Genomic DNA, 20,745 nt, shown 5'->3' on the forward strand with positions numbered 1-20,745 from the left:
TACCGGGAACGGGAAGCCAACACGGCGCGGTCGTTGCGGGCGCGGGGTCACTGCGTCTCCAACTCGTCGTCGAGCAGGTCGAAGAGCTCGCTGTCCGAGGCCGAGTCGAGGTCGGCGTCGGAGGCGGGCGCCGCGTCCGCCGCGGTGGCGTTCCAGGCGGCGAGCAGCCCCTGGAGCCTGCTGCTGATCCGGCCGCGGTCCTCGGGGGTGGCCTGCGCGGCCCCGGCCAGGGCTCCGCCGAGCCGGTCGATCTCGTCGAGCAGCGGGTCCAGGCCGTCGGTGTCGCCGAGGAGTTCGGTGCGCAGCAGGGCGGCGAGCTCGACGGGCGTCGGGTGGTCGAAGACCAGGGTGGAGGGCAGGCTCAGGCCGGTGGCGGCGCCGAGCCGGTTGCGCAGTTCGACCGCGCTGAGGGAGTCGAAGCCCAGCTCGCGGAAGGCCCGCTGGGGGCCGACGGCGGCCAGGGCCTCCGGGCCGGCGGTGCCGTGGCCCAGGACGGAGGCGGCCTGCTTGCGGACCAGGTCGAGCAGGACGCGGTCCTGCTCGGCGGGCGGGAGGCCGGTGAGCCGGTGCAGCAGGGCGTCGGCGGCGCCGTCGGCCTCCTGGGCCTCGGCGGCGGCCGTGGCCTCGGCCTGGGCGAGGAGCTTCGCCGCCTCGGGGACCATCTCGAACAGGGGGCTGTCGCGCTCGGTGTTGGTGCCCAGCGAGAAGCTGTCCCAGCGGATGTCGATGATGACCGGGCTGGTCTCCTCGTGGTCGAGGGACTGCTGGAGCGCGGCGGTGGCGAGCTCCGGGGGGAGCTCCCAGACGCCCTGGAGGCGGGCGCGTTCGCCGACGCCGTTGTCGGCCATGCCGCTGCCCTCCCAGGTGCCCCACACGACGGCGGTGGCGGGCAGGCCGAGGGCGCGGCGCTGCTCGGCGAGGGCGTCGAGGAAGGTGTTGCCGGGGGTGTAGTTGCCCAGGCCCGCGGAGCCGTAGGCGGCGCCGAAGGAGGAGAACAGGACGAAGGCCGTGAGCTCCTTGTCCCGGGTCAGTTCCTGGAGGTTGAGGGCGCCGCGCGCCTTGACGGCGAGGACGCGCTCCATGCGGTCGGGGGTGAGCGAGTCGACCATGCCGTCGTCGAGGACGGCGGCGGTGTGGAACACGGAGGTCAGCGGGGCGTCGGCGGGCAGCGCCTCGATGACGGCGGCGAGCGCGGCGGCGTCGCGGACGTCGGCGGCGGCGATGGTGACCTTGGCGCCGAGCTCGGTGAGTTCGGCTTCCAGGGCGCCGGCGCCGGGGGCGTCGGGTCCGCTGCGGCTGATCAGCAGCAGGTGTTCGGCGCCGGCGCGGGCGAGCCAGCGGGCGGTCTGCGCGCCGAGGCCGCCGGTGCCGCCGGTGATGAGGGCGGTGCCGGAGGGCTGCCAGGTGCGGACCGGTTCGGCGTCGCCGAGCGGCGCCCGGACCAGCCTGCGGACCAGGACGTTCCAGGACCGTACGGCGAGCTGGTCCTCGTCGCCGGGCTCCGTGAGGACGCCGGCGAGCCGCTTCCAGGCCTCCTCGTCGGGCTGCTGCGGCAGGTCGACGATGCCGCCCCACAGCCGCGGGTGCTCCTGGACGAGGACGCGGGCCAGGCCCCACACGGCGGCCTGGACGGGGCTGGTGAGCGGGTCGGAGTCGCCGACGGAGACGGCGCCCTGGGTGAGGGTCCACAGGGGGGCGTCGAACTCGGCGAGTTCGCGGACCTGGAGGACCGCCTGGACGAGGGTGACCGTGCCGGCCAGGCCGAGCGGGAGCTCCGGGTGGTCGGGGTGGGGCCGCTCGTCGAGGGACAGCAGGGACAGGATCCCGGTGACGCGGTCCTCGCCCTCGGCGGTGAGCTCCTGGTGGAGCTGCTGGGCGAGGGTGTACCGGTCGCTCGCCCAGACGTCGACGGGGATGCGGACGGTGCGGGCGCCCTGGGCGGCGAGGCGGTCGGCGGCGGCCGCGGCGAGGGCGTCGTCGCCGCCCTCGGACTCCACGATCAGCCAGGTGCCGGTGAGCTGCGGTGCGGCGGTGTCGGCGACCGTCCACACGGTGCGGTAGCGCCAGGAGTCGATCGCGGACTTCTCGCGGCGGGTGCGGCGCCAGGCGGCCAGGGCGGGCAGCGCCTCGCCGAGGGGCTGGTCCGCGCCGACGCCGAGGGGAGCCAGGTCGCCGCTGTCCACGGCCGCCCAGAAGGCCGTGTCGACCTCGTCGGCGCCGTGCGCGGCGGGGGCGGGGGCCGCCGGGTCCGAGGGCGCGGCGTCGAGCCAGTACGGGCGGTGCTGGAAGGCGTACGTGGGCAGCTCGACGCGCTGCGCGCCCTCGGGGAAGACGGTGGGCCAGTCGACGCCGGCGCCGTGGGTCCAGGCCTCGGCGAGGGAGGTGAGGAAGCGCTGCGGACCGCCCTCGTCGCGGCGCAGGGTGGCGAGGGTGACGGCGGAGGCGGCGGCCGGGGCCTCGGCGGCGTCGATGGTCTCCTGCACGCCGATGGTGAGGACGGGGTGGGCGCTGGCCTCGACGAACAGGCCGTGGCCGGCGGCCAGGAGGCTGCGGACGCCGTCCTCGAAGCGGACGGTGGTGCGCAGGTTGGTGTACCAGTACTCGGCGTCGAGCTCCGACCCGTCGGCCCACTGCCCGGTGACGGTGGAGAAGAAGGGGATCTCGGCGGTGCGCGGCTCGATCCCGGCGAGCAGGCCGACGACCTCCTCGCGGATCGACTCGACCTGCGCGGAGTGCGAGGCGTAGTCGACGTTGATGCGGCGGGCGCGGACGCCGTCGGCCTCGCAGGCGGCCAGCAGCTCGTCCAGGGCCTCCGGGTCACCGGAGACCACGGTGGACCGCGGGCCGTTGACGGAGGCGAGCGCAAGCCGCTCGCCCCAGGCGGAGATACGTTCCTTCACCGCGTCGGCGACATCCGCCACCGACACCATGCCGCCCTTGCCGGCCAGCGCCACGATCGCCTTCGCCCGCAGTGCGGACACCTTCGCCGCGTCCTCGAGCGACAGCGCGCCCGAGACGGCCGCGGCGGCGATCTCGCCCTGCGAGTGGCCCAGCACGGCGGCCGGGCGCACCCCGTGGAAGCGCCACAGGTCGGCGAGCGACACCATCACGGCCCACAGGGCGGGCTGTACGACGTCGACCCGGTCGAAGCCGGGGACGCCGTCCTTCTGGCGGAGTACGTCGAGCAGCGACCAGTCGGTGTGGGGGGCCAGGGCCTGGGCGCACTCCTCCAGGCGGGCGGCGAACACCGGGGAGGAGTCGTACAGTTCCACGGCCATGCCCGCCCATTGGGAGCCCTGGCCGGGGAAGACGAAGACGGGGCGGTCCGCGCCCGCGGCGGCGGTGACTCCGGTGGTGTCGCCCTCGGCGAGCCCGGCGAGCCCGGCGAGGAACTCCTCGTGCTTGGCGGCGACGACCGCACCGCGCACCGGGTGGGCGCTGCGGGTGGTGGCCAGCGAGAAGCCGGTGGAGGCGGGCGCGGCGCCGTCCCGGACGTGGTCCAGGAGGCGGGCGGCCTGCTCGCGCAGGGCGGCCTGGGTGCGGCCGGAGAGGATCCACGGCACGGGCGCGCCGGCGCCGTCCTCGGGGGAGGGCGCGGCCGGCTGGTCGGCCGGGGCGGCCTCTTCGAGGATGACGTGGGCGTTCGTACCGCTCACGCCGAAGGAGGAGACGCCGGCCCGGCGGGGCTCCTCACCCCGGCGGGTCCAGTCGCGGGACTCGTTCAGCAGCCGGACGCCGCCGGAGGACCAGTCGATGTGCGGCGACGGCTCGTCGGCGTGCAGGGTCTTGGGGAGCGTTCCGTGGCGCAGTGCCTGCACCATCTTGATGACGCCGGCGAGACCGGCCACGGGGCCGCCGTGCCCGATGTTGGACTTCGACGAGCCGAGCCACAGCGGCCGGTCGGCGGAGTGCTCCTGCCCGTAGGTGGCGAGCAGGGCCTGGGCCTCGATCGGGTCGCCGAGGGATGTGCCGGTGCCGTGCGCCTCGACCGCGTCCACGTCCCCCGGGGTGAGCCGGGCGTTGGCGAGGGCGCGGCGGATGACCTCCTGCTGCGCGGGCTCGCTGGGGGCGGTGAGGCCGTTGCTGGCACCGTCCTGGTTGAGGGCGGAGCCGCGGATGACGGCGAGGACCTGGTGGCCGTTGCGGCGCGCGTCGGAGAGGCGCTCCACGAGCAGCACTCCGGCGCCCTCGGACCAGGTGGTGCCGTCGGCGCCGGCGCCGAAGGCCTTGCAGCGGCCGTCGGCGGCCAGCGCGCGCTGACGGCTGAACTCCACGAACGCGGCGGGGCTGGCCATGACGGCCACGCCCGCGGCCAGGGCGAGCGAGCACTCGCCCTGGCGCAGGGCCTGCACGGCCAGGTGCAGCGCGACCAGGCCGGAGGAGCAGGCGGTGTCGACGGTGACGGCGGGGCCGGCCAGCCCGAAGGTGTAGGCGACCCGGCCGGACAGGACGCTCGACATGGTGCCGGTGCCGATGTAGCCCTCCACGCCGTCCGGCAGGGCGTCCAGCCGGGAGGCGTAGTCGGAGGCGACGGCGCCGACGAAGACGCCCGTCCCGGTGCCCTTCAGCGACAGCGGGTCGTAGCCGGCCCGCTCCAGGGTCTCCCAGGCGGTCTCCAGGAACAGCCGCTGCTGCGGGTCCATGGCGGCCGCCTCGCGCGGCGAGATGCCGAAGAGCTCCGGGTCGAAGAGGGTGGCGCCCTGGAGGAAGCCGCCCTCGCGGACGTACGTCTTGCCGGGGGCGTCGGGGTCGGGGTCGTACAGGTCGGTGTCCCAGCCGCGGTCGGCCGGGAAGGGGCCGATCGCGTCGGTACCGGACGCCACGAGGTTCCAGAAGCCCTCGGGGTCGGTGACCCCGCCCGGGAAGCGGCAGGCCATCGAAACGATGGCGATCGGCTCGCACCCGGCGTCCTCGGCGTCGCGCAGCTGCTGCTTGGTACGGCTCAGATCGGCTGTGACGCGCTTGAGGTAATCACGGAGCTTCTCTTCGTTGCTCGTCGACATGCTCGGTACTCCTAAGTGGATATGGGACAGAGGAGCAGGTCAGGAAGCTCCCAGTTCCTTGTCGATCAGTGCGAAGATCTCGTCGTCCGTCACCGACGCCAGGGCGTCGTCGTCGAGGACGTCCCCTTCCGTCTCGGTGCCGCGCCACTTCCACAGCAGCGCTTCGAGCCTCTTGGCGACGGTGTCGCGGGCGGTGCCGTCCGGGTCGGCCTCCGCCAGTACGGCCTCCAGGGCGGCGAGTTCACGCAGCCCGGGCGCTTGCGCGCCGCGGGCGGTGCCCAGCTGGTCGAGGAGGTGCCGGGCGAGGGCGAGCGGGTTCGGGTGGCTGAAGACGAGGGTCGCGGGCAGGGACAGGCCGGTCGCGGCGGTGAGCCGGTTGCGCAGCTCGACCGCGCTCAGCGAGTCGAACCCGAGCTCCCGGAAGGCCCGTTCCGCCTCGACCGATTCCGTCTCCGGGTGGCCGAGGACCGCGGCCACCCGGGTACGGACGAGGTCGGTGACCGTGCGCTCCTGCTCCTGCGGGGAGAGCGCGGCCAGCCGCTGTGCGAACGATTCGGCCTCCGCCGCCTCCTGCGAGGCGGCCGTCCGGCGTACGGGCGTACGTGTCACGGTGCTCGCCCCGCCGGTGGCTCCGGCGGCGGCCGCGGCCGCGGACAGTTCCCCGGCGGACACCAGCCGCGACGCGAACGACGCGATGGAGGCCACGGGGCGGCCGGTGGCGTCGGCGACCGTGAGGGCCACCTCGTCCGGGCCGGCCGGGGTCAGGTGCACGCGCACGCGCGAGGCTCCCGCGGCGTGCAGGCGCACTCCGCTCCACGCGAACGGCAGCCAGGCCGTTCCGTCCTCCGCTTCCGGCCCGCTCACCGCCAGCGCGTGGAGCGCGGCGTCGAGCAGGGCCGGGTGGAGGCCGAACCGGCCGGCGTCCTCCTGCTGATCCTCGGGCAGCACCACCTCGGCGTACACCCCGACACCGTCGCCCGGGAGCCAGACCTCGGCCAACCCCTGAAAGGCCGGACCGTACCCGTACCCCGACCCCGACAGCCCCTCATAGAAGCCGTCGAGGTCCACGCGCTCGGCGCCGGCCGGGGGCCAGACGGTGAGCTCGCGGCCGGGCTGCGGGGTCTCGGCGCGGCTGAGGACGCCTTGGGCGTGGCGGGTCCAGGGGCCGTCGGCGGCGTCCTGGCGGCCGTACACGGCGACGGTGCGCCTGGAACCGGTGTCAGGGGGGCCGACGACGATCTGGAGCAGTACGGGGCCCTCGTCGGGCAGGACGAGCGGGGCTTCCAGGGTCAGTTCGTCGAGGGTGTCGCAGCCCGCCTCGTCGCCGGCGCGGACGGCCAGCTCGACGAACGCGGCGCCGGGCAGCACGCGGGCTCCGGCGACGACGTGGTCGGCGAGCCAGGGGTGGGTGCGCAGCGACAGGCGGCCGGTGAGGACGGTCTGGCCGCCTTCGGCGAGGCGGACGGCCGCGCCGAGGAGGGGGTGGTCGGCGGCGCCGAGGCCGGCGGCGGCCACGTCGGCGGCGCCGGTGGCGGTGGCGCCGGCCGTCAGCCAGTAGCGCTCGCGCTGGAAGGCGTACGTGGGCAGCTCGACGCCGGAGGCGTCCTGGCCGGCGTGGACGGCCTGCCAGTCGACGGGGGCGCCGTGGGTCCAGGCCTCGGCGAGGGAGGCCAGGAAGCGCCGGGGGCCGCCTTCGTCGCGGCGCAGGGTGCCGAGGGTGACGGCGGCCGACTCCGTGGTGTCGATGGTCTCCTGGACGCCGATGGTCAGCACCGGGTGGGCGCTGGACTCCACGAAGACCTTGTGGCCGCGCTCCAGGAGGGCCGTGATGGCGTCCTGGAAACGGACGGTGCGGCGGAGGTTGGTGTACCAGTACTCGGCGTCCAGCTCGGAACCGTCGGCCCACTCCCCGGTGACGGTGGAGAAGAACGGGATCTCGGCCGTACGCGGCTCGATCCCGGCCAGCAGACCGATGACCTCGTCGCGGATCGACTCGACCTGGGGGCCGTGGGAGGCGTAGTCCACGTTGATGCGGCGGGCGCGGACGCCGTCGGCCTCGCAGGCCGCCATCAGCTCGTCCAGAGCCTCCGGATCACCCGAAACCACCGTCGACTGCGGACCGTTCACCGAAGCCAGCGCGAGGCGCTCACCCCAGGCGGAGATACGTTCCGCCACGGCGTCGGCGACGTCCGCGACCGACACCATGCCGCCCTTGCCCGCCAGGGCCACGATGGCCCGGGCCCGCAGCGCGGACACCTTCGCCGCGTCCTGCAGCGACAGCGCGCCCGAAACAGCCGCGGCCGCGATCTCACCCTGCGAGTGACCGACGACCGCCGCCGGGACGACACCGGCGGCACGCCACAGCTCGGCCAGGGACACCATCACCGCCCACAGCGCCGGCTGGACCACGTCGACCCGGTCGAAACCGGGCGCGCCGTCCTCCTGACGCAGCACCTCCAGCAGCGACCAGTCCGTGTGCGGGGCCAGCGCCTCGGCGCACGCGTCCAGGCGGGCCGCGAACACCGGGGAGGCCTCGTAGAGCTCCACCGCCATCCCCGCCCACTGCGAACCCTGGCCGGGGAAGACGAACACCGACTTGCCGGTGCCCGCCTGGCCCTGGTGGACGCCCGTCGCGGTGTCGCCCCCGGCGAGGGCGGCGAGGGCTCGCCCGGTGTCCTGCGCGGAGGTGAGGGAGGTGACCGCCGCGCGGTGGTCGAAGGCGGCCCGGGTGGTGGCGAGGGCGACGCCGGTGGCGGTGTGCGCGCCGGGGTGGGCGGCGGCGTGCGCGGCGAGCCTTTCGGCCTGGCCGCGCAGGGCGGCGGCGGTGCGGCCCGACAGGAGCCACGGGGTGCCGTCGACGGGGCCGGACAGGATGGCGGGGCGGCCGGGGCCGGTCTCGGCCGGCTCGGCCTCGGTGTCCGTTCCGGGGTCCTCGGGGGTCTGCTCCAGGATGACGTGGGCGTTGGTGCCGCTGATGCCGAACGCGGAGACGCCGGCCCGGCGCGGGCGGCCGGTCTCCGGCCAGGTACGGGCCTCGGTCAGCAGCTCCACGGCGCCGGAGGCCCAGTCGATCTTCGGGGAGGGGGCGTCGACGTGCAGGGTCTGCGGGAGCAGGCCGTTGCGCATCGCCATGACCATCTTCATCACGCCGGCCGCGCCCGAAGCGGCCGAGGTGTGGCCGATGTTGGACTTCACGGAGCCCAGCCACAGCGGCTGGTCGGCCGGCCGGTTCTGCCCGTAGGTGGCGAGCAGGGCCTGGGCCTCGATGGGGTCGCCGAGGGTGGTGCCGGTGCCGTGCGCCTCGACGGCGTCGACGTCGGCGGCGGTGACGCGGGCGCTGGCGAGGGCCTGCTTGATGACCCGCATCTGGGCGGGCCCGTTGGGGGCGGTGAGGCCGTTGCTGGCACCGTCCTGGTTGACGGCGGTGCCCCGGATCACGGCGAGGACCCGGCGGCCGGCGCGGCGGGCGTCGGAGAGCCGTTCGACGAGGAGCATGCCGACGCCCTCGGCGGGCCCGAAGCCGTCGGCGGCGGCGGCGAAGGCCTTGCAGCGGCCGTCGGCGGCGAGCGCCCGCTGGCGGCTGAACTCCACGAACCCGGCGGGGTTCGACATGACGGTGACGCCGCCGGCGAGGGCCATGGAGCATTCGCCGTTGCGCAGGGCCTGGACGGCCATGTGCAGGGCGACGAGCGAGGAGGAGCAGGCGGTGTCGATGGTGACGGCCGGGCCCTCCAGGCCGAGGGAGTAGGCGAGCCGGCCGGACATGACGCTGGCCAGGTTGCCGGTGCCGAGGTAGCCCTCCAGCTCCTCCGGGGCCTGGAGGATGCCGGTCGTGTAGTCGATGGCGCTGAAGCCGACGAAGGTGCCCGTGAGGCTGCCGGTGAGGGCGGCGGGGTCGATCCCGGCGCGTTCGACGGCCTCCCAGCCGGTCTCCAGGAGCAGGCGCTGCTGGGGGTCCATGGCGAGGGCCTCGCGCGGGGAGATCCCGAAGAAGCCGGCGTCGAACTCGTCGAGGTCGTGCAGGAAGCCGCCTTCCTTCACGTAGTTGGTGCCCGGCTTGTCGGGGTCGGGGTCGTAGAGGGATTCGATGTCCCACCCGCGGTTGACGGGGAAGCCGCCGACGGCGTCGCCGCCGGCCGCGACCAGCTCCCACAGGTCTTCGGGGGAGCTCACCCCGCCCGGGTAGCGGCAGGCCATGCCGGTGATCGCGATGGGTTCGTGGCCGGCCGACTCGGCGGCCTGCAGCCGCTTGCGGGTCTGCTGCAGGTCGGCCGTCGCCCGCTTGAGGTATTCGAGGAGCTTCTCTTCGTTGTTCGCCATGGTCGGTATCTCCGTGGGCCCCGTGGGGCGGATCGCTGGCCGGCGGGTGGGATGGGGGAAGGGGTGCCCCCGCCGGACGGACCGTGGTCGCGGCCGTCCGGCGGAGACACCCCTCCCGGATGTGTCAGGAGGTGCCCAGCTCTTTGTCGAGCAGGGCGAACATGTCGTCGGCGGTGGCGCTCTGCAGGCCTTCGCCGGTGGTCTCGTCCGGGGTGGCTCCGGTGCCGCCCACGGTCCACAGCAGGGCTTCGAGGCGCTGCTTGAGCTTGGTGCGGGTGTCGCTGTCGGGCGCGGTGGCGGCGAGTGCGCCTTCGAGGCGGTCGAGCTCGTCGAGGACCGAGCCGACGGGTGCCGTCGACTCCGGCAGCAGGGCGCCGCGCAGGTGGCCGGCGAGGGCTGCCGGGTTGGGGTAGTCGAAGACGATCGTGGCGGGGAGCTTGAGGCCGGTGGCGGCGCCGAGCCGGTCGCGCAGTTCGACGGCGGTCAGCGAGTCGAAGCCGAGGCCCTTGAACGCGCGGCCGGGTTCGATGGCGTCGGCCGAGTCGTGGCCGAGGACGCCGGCCACCTTCTCGCGCACCAGGTCGAGGAGGATCGTCTCGCGCTCGGCGGGGTTCGCCGCGGTGAGCTCTTCGACGAGCCGTGCCGCGGCACCGGTGGCGGCCCCGGCCGCCTGGGCGGGCTCGTCGGAGGCCTTGAGGGCGGCGCGTGCCTCGGGGACGCCCTGGATGAGCGGGCTGGGGCGGCCGGAGGTGAAGCCGCGGGCGAAGCGCTCCCATTCGACGTCGGCGACGGCGCGGAACACCTCGTCGTGCTCCACGGCCTGGACCATCGCGTTCAGGGCGAGTTCGGGGTCCATCTCGATGACGCCGCGGCGGCGCATGTACTCCTCGACGCCCTCGCCCTCCATCATGCCGCCGCCGCCCCAGGCGCCCCAGGCGAGGGAGGTGGCGGTCAGGCCGCGGGCGCGGCGCTGCTGGGCGAACGCGTCGAGCCAGGCGTTGCCGGGGGCGTAGCCGCCGTGCCGGCCGCTGCCCCAGACACCGGAGTTCGAGGAGAACAGGACGAACGCGTCGAGGGCGGTGTCACCGAGGAGCTCGTCGAGGTGGCGGGCGCCGTCGATCTTGCCTTCGTTGATCTTCCGGTATTCGTCGGTGGTCATCTCGTCGACGAGGGTCGACTGGACGATGCCGACGGCGTGGACGACGGCGGTCAGGGGCTGGTCGGCCGGGATCGCGTCGAGGACCGCCTTGAGCTGGTCGCGGTCGGACACGTCGCAGGCCGGGATGGTGACGTCGGCGCCCAGGGCCCGGAGTTCGGCGGCGAGTTCCGCCGCCCCGGGGGCGTCGGCGCCGCGCCGGCTGGTGAGGACGAGGTGGGCGGCGCCGGTGGCGGCGAGACGGCGGGCGACGCGGGCGCCGACGCCTCCGGTGCCGCCGGTGACCAGGACGGTCCCGGACGGCTGCCAGCGGCGGACCGGCTCGCGGTCGCCGAGCGGGGCGCGCACCAGGCGGCGGCCGAAGGCTCCGCCGGAGCGCACCGCGACCTGGTCCTCGTCGCCGAGGCCGGTGAGGACCCGGGCGAGCCGGGCCGCGGCCCGCTCGTCCAGCTCCGCCGGCAGGTCGACGAGGCCGCCCCAGGTTCGGGGCTGTTCGAGTCCGACGACCCGGCCGAGGCCCCACAGCTGGGCCTGGACGGGGTCGGCGGGCGCGTCCGCGGGACCGGTGGCGACGGCGCCGTGGGTGAGCGCCCACAGGGGTGCGGTCACTCCGGCGTCGTTCAGGGCCTGGACGAGGACGAGGGTGCCGGTGGCGACGGCGTCCCGGTCGGCCGCGTCGCCGAGCAGGGAGACCACGCCGGCGAGCGGGGTGCCGGGCAGCAGCGCGGCCCAGGCCGTGCGGTCGGCCCCGGCCGGGTCGAGGGCGATCCGGTGGACGTCGGCGCCGTGCGCGGCGAGCGCGGCGACGGTGGCTCCGGTGCGCTCCGGGTCGGCCGCCCGCAGGGGCTCCACGACGAGCCAGCTTCCGGTGAGCCGGTCGGTGGCGTCCTCGGGCAGCAGGGTCCAGTCGACGTCGTAGCGCCAGGAGTCGACGGTGGAGCGCTCGCGGCGGCCGCGCCGCCAGGTGGCGAGCTCGGGCAGCAGCTCGCGCAGCGGGCGGTCGCCGTCGAGGCCGACGGTCTCGGCCAGGGAGTCGAGGTCGCCGGCTTCGACGGCCGACCAGAACGCGCCCTCGGTCTCCTCGGCCGGGCCCTGCGGGGCGGCGGCTTCGGCGGGGCCGGAGGCCAGCCAGTAGCGCTGCTGCTGGAAGGCGTACGTGGGGAGTTCGACGGTGCGCGCGCCGCGTCCGGCGAGGACGGAGGTCCAGTCGACGTCGACGCCGCGGGTCCAGGCGGTGGCGAGCGAGGTGTAGAAGCGGGCCAGGCCGCCCTCCTCGCGGCGCAGGGTGCCCAGGGCCAGGGCCTCGGACCCGGCGTCCTCCGCGGTCTCCATGACCCCGTACACGAGGACGGGGTGGGCGCTGGACTCGACGAACACGCGGTGTCCGTCGGCGAGCAGCGAGCGGACGACGGGTTCGAAGGAGACGGGCTGCCGGCAGTTCTCGTACCAGTAGGCGGCGGTGAGTTCGGAGCCGTCGAGGACCTCGCCGGTGACGGTGGAGTAGAGGGGGACGGATCCGGCGCGCGGCCGGACGAACGAGAGGAGTTCGATCACCCGGTCCTTGAGGCGGTCGACCTGGGCGCAGTGGGAGGCCACCGTGGAGGGGATGACCTTGGCCCGTACCCCCTCGGCCTCCAGGGCCGCGACGAGTTCCTCCAGCGGGGCGACCTCGCCGGCGACGGTGACCGTACCCGGACCGTTGATCCCGGCGATCGACAAGGCGTCCCCGTACGGGGCGATCCGCCGGCGCACCGCGTCGGCGCCCAGCGACACCGAGGCGACAGCGCCCCGGCCCACCAGCTCGTCGGCGAACAGCTGCGAACGGAGCACGACGACCTTCGCGCCGTCCTCCAGCGACAGCGCACCCGACACGACCGCGGCGGCGATCTCACCCTGCGAGTGACCCACCACCGCGTCCGGCACCACACCCGCCGCACGCCACAACTCGGCCAGGGAGACCATCACGGCGAACAGCACCGGCTGCAGCACCTCGATCCGGGTCAGATCCCCGTCCCCGCGCAGCACCCCCTCCACCGACCAGCCGACATGCGCCTCCACCGCCGCCGCGACCTCCGCGAACCGCGCCGCGAACACCGGCGAGGAATCCAGCAGCTCGACACCCATCCCGGCCCACTGGGACCCCTGACCGGGGAAGACGAACACCGTCTTGCCCTCGGTGTCGGCGGTGCCGGTGACGGTGCGTCCGGCGGGCGCCCCGTCCGCGAGGGCGGCGAGTCCGGCGAGGGCCTCCTCGCGGCTGCCGAGGACCACGGCGGCCCGGTGTTCCAGGCGGGCCCGGGTGGTGGCCAGGGACAGGGCGACGTCGGACAGGGACAGGTCGACGTCGGCGGCGAGGTGGTCGTACAGCCGCCGTGCCTGTGCCTGGAGGGCCCCGGGGTTCTTGCCGGTCAGGGTCCAGGGAACGGTGGCGGCGAGGACTCCGGCCACCGCCGGGCGGGCGGGGTCCTCGGGTGCCCGGTCGCGGTCCGGGGAGGCGGTCTGCGGGGCCTGCTCCAGGATGACGTGCGCGTTGGTGCCGCTGAGGCCGAAGGAGGAGACGCCGACCCGGCGCGGGTGGCCGGTCTCGGGCCAGGCACGCCGCTCGGTGAGCAGTTCGACGGCCCCGGTGGACCATTCGACGTGCGGGGAGGGCTCGTCGACGTGCAGGGTCCTGGCGAGGACGCCGTGGCGCAGGGCCATCACGGACTTGATGACGCCGGCGATGCCCGAGACGGCCTGGGTGTGGCCGATGTTGGACTTGAGGGAGCCGAGCCACAGCGGCCGGTCCGCGTCGCGGCCCTGGCCGTAGGTGGCGAGCAGGGCGTGCGCCTCGATCGGGTCGCCCAGCTTGGTGCCGGTGCCGTGCGCCTCGACGGCGTCGACGTCCTGGGCGGAGAGCTTGGCGGAGGCCAGGGCCTGGCGGATGACGCGCTGCTGGGCGGGGCCGCTGGGGGCGGTCAGGCCGTTGGAGGCGCCGTCCTGGTTGGTGGCGGAGCCCCGTACGACGGCGAGGACGCGGTGTCCGTTGCGGCGGGCGTCGGAGAGCTTCTCCAGGAGGAGTACGCCGAGGCCCTCGGAGAAGGCGGTGCCGTCGGCCGCGCCCGCGAAGGCCTTGGCGCGGCCGTCGGCGGCGAGCGCCCGCTGGCGTCCGAACTCGACGAACTCGGCGGGGGTCGACATCACGGCGACGCCGCCGGCCAGCGCCATCGAGCACTCGCCCTGGCGCAGGGACTGGGCGGCCAGGTGCAGGGCGACCAGAGAGGAGGAGCAGGCGGTGTCGACGGTGACGGCCGGGCCCTCCAGCCCGAAGGTGTAGGCGACGCGGCCGGAGATGACGCTGTTGGAGAGACCGGTGCCGAAGTAGCCCTCGACGCCTTCGGGGATCTCGCGCAGTTCGGTGGCGTATCCGGACGGGACGGCGCCGACGAAGACGCCGGTGCGGGTGCCCTTGAGGGTGGCGGGGTCGATGCCGGCCCGTTCGAAGACCTGCCAGGCGCCTTCCAGCACGAGCCGCTGCTGCGGGTCCATGGCGAGGGCCTCGCGCGGGGAGATCCCGAAGAGTTCGGCGTCGAAGCGGCCCGCGTCGTGCAGGAACCCGCCCTCCTTGACGTACGTGCGGCCGGGCGTGCCGGGCTCCGGGTCGTAGAGGGCGTCCAGGTCCCAGCCCCGGTCGGCGGGGAAGGCGCCGATGGCGTCGCCCTCGGCGTCGACGAGCCGCCACAGCGCTTCGGGCGATTCCACGCCGTCGGGGAAGCGGCAGGCCATGCCCACGATCACGACCGGGTCGCCGTCGGCGGCCGGGGCGGTGAGGGGGGCGTTGTCCTCGTCCCGCCGCTCCGGCCCGGCGTCGCCGACGAGCGCGGTGCGCAGCTCACGGGCGAGGGAGGCGGGGGTGGGGTGGTCGAAGACGATGGTCGCGGGCAGCCGCAGTCCGGTGGCCCCGCCGAGGCGGTTGCGCAGCTCGACGGCGGTCAGCGAGTCGAAGCCGAGCTCCTTGAAGGCCTTCTCGGCGCCGACGGCTTCGGCTGCGGAGTGTCCGAGGACGGCGGCCGCGTGGGTGCGGACCAGGTCGAGCAGGGTCCGCAGCTGGTCGTCGGGGCTCAGTGCGGTCAGCCGGCGGGCGAGGGCCGAGCCGCCGGCGCCGTCGGCGCTCTCCACGGTACGGCGGGCGGAGACGCGGACCAGGCCGCGGGCGAGCGCGGGCAGGGTGTGGGTGGTGGCCATGGTGCGCAGGGCGGCCTGGTCCAGGCGTGCGGGGACCAGCAGGGGTGTGCCGTCGGCCGTGCCGGCGTCGAGGAGGGCGAGGCCCTCGGCCGGGGAGAAGGCGACCATGCCGGAGCGGGCCATGCGGGCCACGTCCTCCTCGGAGAGGTGGCCGGTCATGCCGCTGGCCCCGTCCCAGAGGCCCCAGGCCAGAGAGGTGGCGGGCAGGCCCCGGGCGCAGCGGTGCTGGGCGAGGGCGTCGAGGAAGGCGTTGGCGGCGGCGTAGTTGCCCTGGGCGGGGCCGCCGATGACGCCGGCGGCGGAGGAGAACAGGACGAAGGCGGTGAGGTCGAGGTCGCGGGTGAGCTCGTGGAGGAGCGCGGCGGCGTCGGCCTTGGGCCGCAGGACGGCGCCGATCTGGTCGGCGTCGAGGGAGGCGATCACCCCGTCGTCGAGGACTCCGGCGGTGTGGACGACTCCGCGCAGGGGCCGGTCGGCGGGGATGGCGGCGAGGAGGGCGGTGAGCGCGTCGCGGTCGGCGGCGTCGCAGGCCACGACCTCGGCCGTGCCCCCCAACTCGGCTATCTCCGCCACCAGTTCGGTCGCGCCGGGTGCGTCCGGGCCGCGCCGGCCCGCGAGCAGCAGGTGCCGTACGCCGTGCGTGGTGACCAGGTGCTTGGCGACGAGCGCGCCCAGGGTGCCGGTGCCGCCGGTGATCAGGACGGTGCCGGCCGGGTCCCAGCCCTGCGGGACCGTCAGGACGATCTTGCCGGTGTGCTTGGCCTGGCTCATGAAGCGGAAGGCCTCCGGTGCACGCCGGATGTCCCACGCCCGGACCGGCAGCGGCTGGAGCACGCCCGCCTCGAACAGCCGGCCCAGCTCGGCGAGCATCTCCCCGATCCGGTCGGGTCCGGCCTCGGCGAGGTCGAAGGCCCGGTAGGCGACCCCGCTGTGGTCCCGTCCGATGTCCTGGGCGTCGCGGACGTCGGTCTTGCCCATCTCGACGAAGCGGCCGCCGCGCGGCAGCAGCCGCAGCGAGGCGTCGGTGAGTTCACCGGCGAGGGAGTTCAGGACGACGTCGACGCCCTCGCCGCCGGTGGCGGCGGAGAAGCGCTCCTCGAAGGAGGCGTCGCGGGAGGAGGCGATGTGGGCGTCGTCGAGACCGGCCGCGCGCAGCGCGTCCCACTTGCCCTCACTGGCGGTGGCGAAGACCTCGGCGCCCAGGTGGCGGGCGATCCGTACGGCGGCCGATCCGACACCGCCCGCGGCGGCGTGGACGAGGATCCGCTCGCCGGCCTTCAGGCCGGCCAGGTCCACGAGCGCGTAGTAGGCGGTGAGGAAGGCGGTCGGCGCGGACGCGGCCTCCTCGAAGGTCCAGCCGTCGGGGATACGGGTGACGACGCGCCGGTCGGCCACCGTGTGCGGGCCGAAGGCGCCGGGGAACGGGCCCATCACCCGGTCGCCGACGGCGAGTCCGGTGACGCCGGGGCCGGTCTCGGTGACGGTGCCGGCGCCTTCGTTGCCCATGGTCGCGTCGCCCGGGTACATGCCGAGCGCGATCATCACGTCGCGGAAGTTCAGGCCGGCGGCGCGGACCGCGACGCGGATCTCGCCCTCGGCGAGCGGCCGGGTCCCGGCGGGCACGAGGGCCAGGTGGTCGAGGGTGCCGCCGGAGGAGCCGAGCTGCCAGCCGTCGGCGTTCCGCGGGGGCGTCAGGGTGCCGCCGGGGGCGGTCCCGCGGACCAGGCGCGGCGCGAGCACCGCCGTGTCGCGTACGGCGGCCTGCGGTTCGCCGGCCCGGTGCGCGGCTGCCACGGCCGCCGGGAGCGCGGCGGCGGCGTCCTCGGGCGCGTCGAGGTCGACGAGCAGCAGCCGGCCGGGGTTCTCGGCCTGCGCGGAGCGGACCAGGCCCCACAGCGGGGCGTGCACCAGGTCGGTGACGTCCTCGCCGGGTCGTACGGAGACGGCGCCGCGGGTGACGACCGCCAGGCGGACGTCCTCCAGCCGCTCGTCCGCGAGCCAGTCCTGGAGGACCGCGAGGATCCGGGCGGTCTCCTCGCGGACCGCGTCGGCGAGCGCGGCGGCCGAGCCGGCCGCCGGCATCGCCGGGGCGCCGCCGACGGGCAGGACGACGACCTCGGGGGCGGGCAGTCCGGCGGCGACGGCGTCGCCGAGGGTGGCCACGTCGTCGAAGACCTGCGGGAACGCGCCGAGCCGCTGGAAGGCGGCCTCGACGCCGAGGCGGTCCTCGCCGAGCACGCACCAGTCGTGCGGCGCGGCGTCCTGCGGGAGGCCGTCGGTGTCCACGGCGGTCCAGTCCAGCCGGAACAGGGAGTCGTCGGTCGCCGGGCCGGCGTCGAGCGACGCGGCGGTGACGGCCCGGGACACCAGGGCGCCGACGGTGGCGACGGGGCGGCCCGTGGCGTCGGCGATCTCCAGGCCGACGCCGTCCTCCCCGGCCGGGGAGATCCGCACGCGCAGCGCGGTCGCGCCGACCGCGTGCAGGGTGACCCCGTTCCAGGCGAACGGCAGGCGTACGCCTTCGGCCTCGCCGCGGGCGGCGGACACCAGGCCGGCGTGCAGGGCGGCGTCGAGGAGGGCGGGGTGGAGGCCGAACCGGGCGGCGTCGTCGTGCTGCTCGTGGGCGAGGGCGACCTCGGCGTAGATCTCCTCGCCGTCGGTCTGCTTCCACACGGCGGTCAGGCCCTGGAAGGCGGGCCCGTACTGGTAGCCGGACCCGGAGAGGGCCTCGTAGAAGCCGTCGAGGCCGACGGGTTCCGCGCCGGGCGGCGGCCAGGCGGAGAGGTCGAAGGCCGGTTCGCGGCGGGCGGCGAGCAGCAGGCCGGTGGCGTGGCGGGTCCACGGGGTGCCCTCGGGGGCGTCCTCGGGGAGGGAGTAGAGGGCCACGGGCCTGCGGCCGTCGGATTCGGGGCCGCCTACGACGAGCTGGAGGCGGGCCGCGCTGTCGGGGGGCAGGACGAGCGGGGCTTCCAGGGTCAGTTCGTCGAGGGTGTCGCAGCCGACCTCGTCCCCGGCGCGGACGACGAGTTCGACGAACGCGGTGCCGGGGAGGATGACGGTGCCGTTCACGGCGTGGTCGGCGAGCCAGGGGTGGGTGCGCAGCGAGAGGCGCCCGGTGAGGACGGCCTGGTCCCCGTCGGCGAGGCGGACGGTCGCACCGAGGAGGGGGTGGTCGGCGGCGCCGAGACCGGCGGCGGAGACGTCCCCGGAGCCGGTGTCGGCCACCTCCAGCCAGTAGCGCTCGCGCTGGAAGGCGTACGTGGGCAGGTCGACGCGTGCGGTGTCCTGGCCGCCGTGGACGGCCTGCCAGTCGACGGGGGCGCCGTGGGTCCAGGCCTCGGCGAGGGAGGCGAGGAAGCGCTGGGCTCCGCCTTCGTCGCGGCGCAGGGTGCCCTGCGTGACGGCCGGGGAGCCGGCGGACTCGATGGTCTCCTGCACGCCGATCGTCAGCACCGGGTGCGCACTGGACTCCACGAACAGCCCGTGCCCGCGCTCCAGCAGGGCGCTGATGGCGTCCTGGAAACGGACCGTGCGGCGGAGGTTGGTGTACCAGTACTCGGCGTCCAGCTCCGACCCGTCGGCCCACTCCCCCGTCACCGTCGAGAAGAACGGGATCTCGGCCGTACGCGGCTCGATCCCGGCCAGCAGACCGATGACCTCGTCGCGGATCGACTCGACCTGCGGGCCGTGGGAGGCGTAGTCCACGTTGATGCGGCGGGCACGGACGCCGTCGGCCTCGCAGGCCGCCATCAGCTCGTCCAGAGCCTCCGGATCACCCGAAACCACCGTCGACTGCGGACCGTTCACCGAAGCCAGCGCCAGGCGCTCACCCCAGGCGGAGATACGTTCCGCCACGGCGTCGGCCGCAGCCGCGACCGACACCATCCCGCCCTTGCCCGCCAGCGCGAGCAGCGCCTTGGCACGCAGAGCCGACACCTTCGCCGCGTCCTCCAGCGACAACGCGCCCGAAACAGCAGCAGCCGCGATCTCACCCTGCGAGTGACCGACGACCGCCGCCGGGACGACACCCGCCGCACGCCACAGCTCGGCCAGGGACACCATCACCGCCCACAACGCCGGCTGGACCACGTCGACCCGGTCGAAACCGGGCGCGCCGCCCTTCTGACGCAGCACATCCAGCAGCGACCAGTCCGTGTGCGGGGCCAGGGCCTCGGCGCACGCGTCCAGACGGGCCGCGAACACCGGCGAGGAGTCGTACAGCTCCACCGCCATCCCCGCCCACTGCGAACCCTGACCCGGGAACACGAACACCGGCCGGTCGGCGCCCTTGACGACGGCGCCGTCCACGACGCCCGTCGCCGGGAGCCCGGCGGCCAGCGCCTCCAGGCCGGTCAGGAAGCCCTCGCGGTCGGCCGCCAGGACGACGCCGCGCCGCTCCAGCGCGGCCCGCGTCGTGGCCAGGGCCCCGGCCACCCGGGCCGGTTCGACGGCGGTGTCGGATTCCGCGTGGGCGTGCAGCCGGGCCGCCTGCCCGTGCAGGGCCTCGGTGGTCTTGCCGGACAGGGTCCACGGGATCAGGCCGCCGGTGACCACGGTCTCGGCGGGCGCCCCGGGCGCCGCGCTCTCGGCGCCGCCCTCGGCCTCGTCCTGTGCGAGGTGCTGCTCCAGGATGATGTGGGCGTTGGTGCCGCTGATGCCGAACGAGGAGACGGCGGCCCGGCGCGGGCGGCCGTCGACGGTCCAGTCCGCGGGCTCGGCGAGCAGCTCCACCGCGCCGGAGGACCAGTCGATCTCGTGGGACGGCTCGCTGACGTGGAGGGTCTTGGGCAGGACGCCGTTGCGCATCGCCATGACCATCTTGATCACGCCGGCGATGCCCGAAGCGGCCTGTGTGTGGCCGATGTTGGACTTCACGGAGCCCAGCCGCAGCGGTGCGGCGTCCGCGGGCCGCTGACCGTAGGTCGCGAGCAGCGCCCCGGCCTCGATCGGGTCGCCGAGGGCCGTTCCGGTGCCGTGCGCCTCGACGACGTCGACGTCGTGGGTGGACAGCCGGGCGTTGGCGAGGGCTTGTTTGATGACGCGCTGCTGGGAGGGGCCGTTGGGGGCGGTCATGCCGTTGCTGGCGCCGTCCTGGTTGGTCGCCGAACCCCGTACGACGGCCAGTACTTCGTGGCCGTTGCGCAGGGCGTCGGAGAGCCGCTCGACGAGCAGGATGCCGGCGCCCTCGGCGAGCGCCATGCCGTCGGCACCCGCGGAGAAGGCCTTGCAGCGGCCGTCGGCGGCCATGCCGCGCTGTTCGCTGTAGCCGATGAACTCCAGCGGGGTGGACATGACGGTGACGCCGCCGACGAGGGCCATGGAGCACTCGTCGGCGCGCAGCGCCTGCGCGGCCATGTGCAGGGCCACGAGTCCCGAGGAGCAGGCGGTGTCGACGGAGACGGCCGGGCCCTCCAGCCCGAACGTGTAGGCGACGCGGCCGGAGACGACGCTCGCCGCGCTGCCGGTGGTCAGGTGGCCCTCGTACCCTTCGGGGATGGAGGGCAGGGACCAGCAGTAGTCCAGGTTGTAGCAGCCGACGAAGGTACCGGTGCGGCTGCCCTTCACGGACTGCGGGTCGATTCCGGCCCGCTCGAAGGCCTCCCAGGCGGCTTCCATGACGAGGCGCTGCTGGGGGTCCATCGCGAGGGCCTCGCGCGGCGAAATGCCGAACACGCCCGGGTCGAACGCGCCGGCCTCGTAGAGGAATCCGCCTTCCTTCACGTAGGTGCGGCCGGAGCGCTCGGGGTCCGGGTCGTAGATCGCGTCGAGGTCCCAGCCGCGGTCCTCGGGGAAGGGGCCGATGGCGTCCGCGCCGTCCGACACCAGACGCCACAGGTCCTCCGGCGACTCGACGCCGCCGGGGAAGCGGCAGGCCATGCCGACGATCGCGATCGGCTCGTGGCCGGCGTCCTCGACCTCGCGCAGCCGCTGCTTCGTCTCGTGCAGATCGGCGGTGACCCACTTGAGGTAATCGCGGAGCGTCTCTTCGTTCGTCGCCATGGGGACCTCTTTGGACCTCTCGGATAGAGCTGGAATTCGTGT

2 protein-coding genes and 1 pseudogene are annotated in these 20,745 nt (G+C 75.1%); all 3 read right to left on the reverse strand.

Annotated features, from left to right (window positions below; translation table 11 throughout):
• Positions 1-47: 47 nt before the first annotated feature.
• Positions 48-5,033: a type I polyketide synthase gene (locus tag ACZ518_RS33195; RefSeq protein ID WP_469116774.1), complete on the reverse strand. Its 4,986-nt coding sequence runs from the start codon at positions 5,031-5,033 to the stop codon at positions 48-50.
• Between the two features lie 231 nt (positions 5,034-5,264).
• Positions 5,265-9,314: pseudogene (locus ACZ518_RS33200) on the reverse strand (type I polyketide synthase); the annotation flags it as partial.
• Between the two features lie 133 nt (positions 9,315-9,447).
• The gene (locus ACZ518_RS33205) at positions 9,448-20,703 is read right to left on the reverse strand and encodes a type I polyketide synthase (protein ID WP_469116745.1); all 11,256 of its coding nucleotides are present in this window, start codon (positions 20,701-20,703) and stop codon (positions 9,448-9,450) included.
• Positions 20,704-20,745 lie beyond the last annotated feature (42 nt).

Source organism: Streptomyces sp. NPDC033966 (genome assembly GCF_055575955.1).

What these genes read in the sequence shown, in the direction of transcription:
- ACZ518_RS33205 (WP_469116745.1), bottom strand. Translation starts at nt 20,703, where the DNA reads ATGGCGACGAACGAAGAGACGCTCCGCGATTACCTCAAGTGGGTCACC.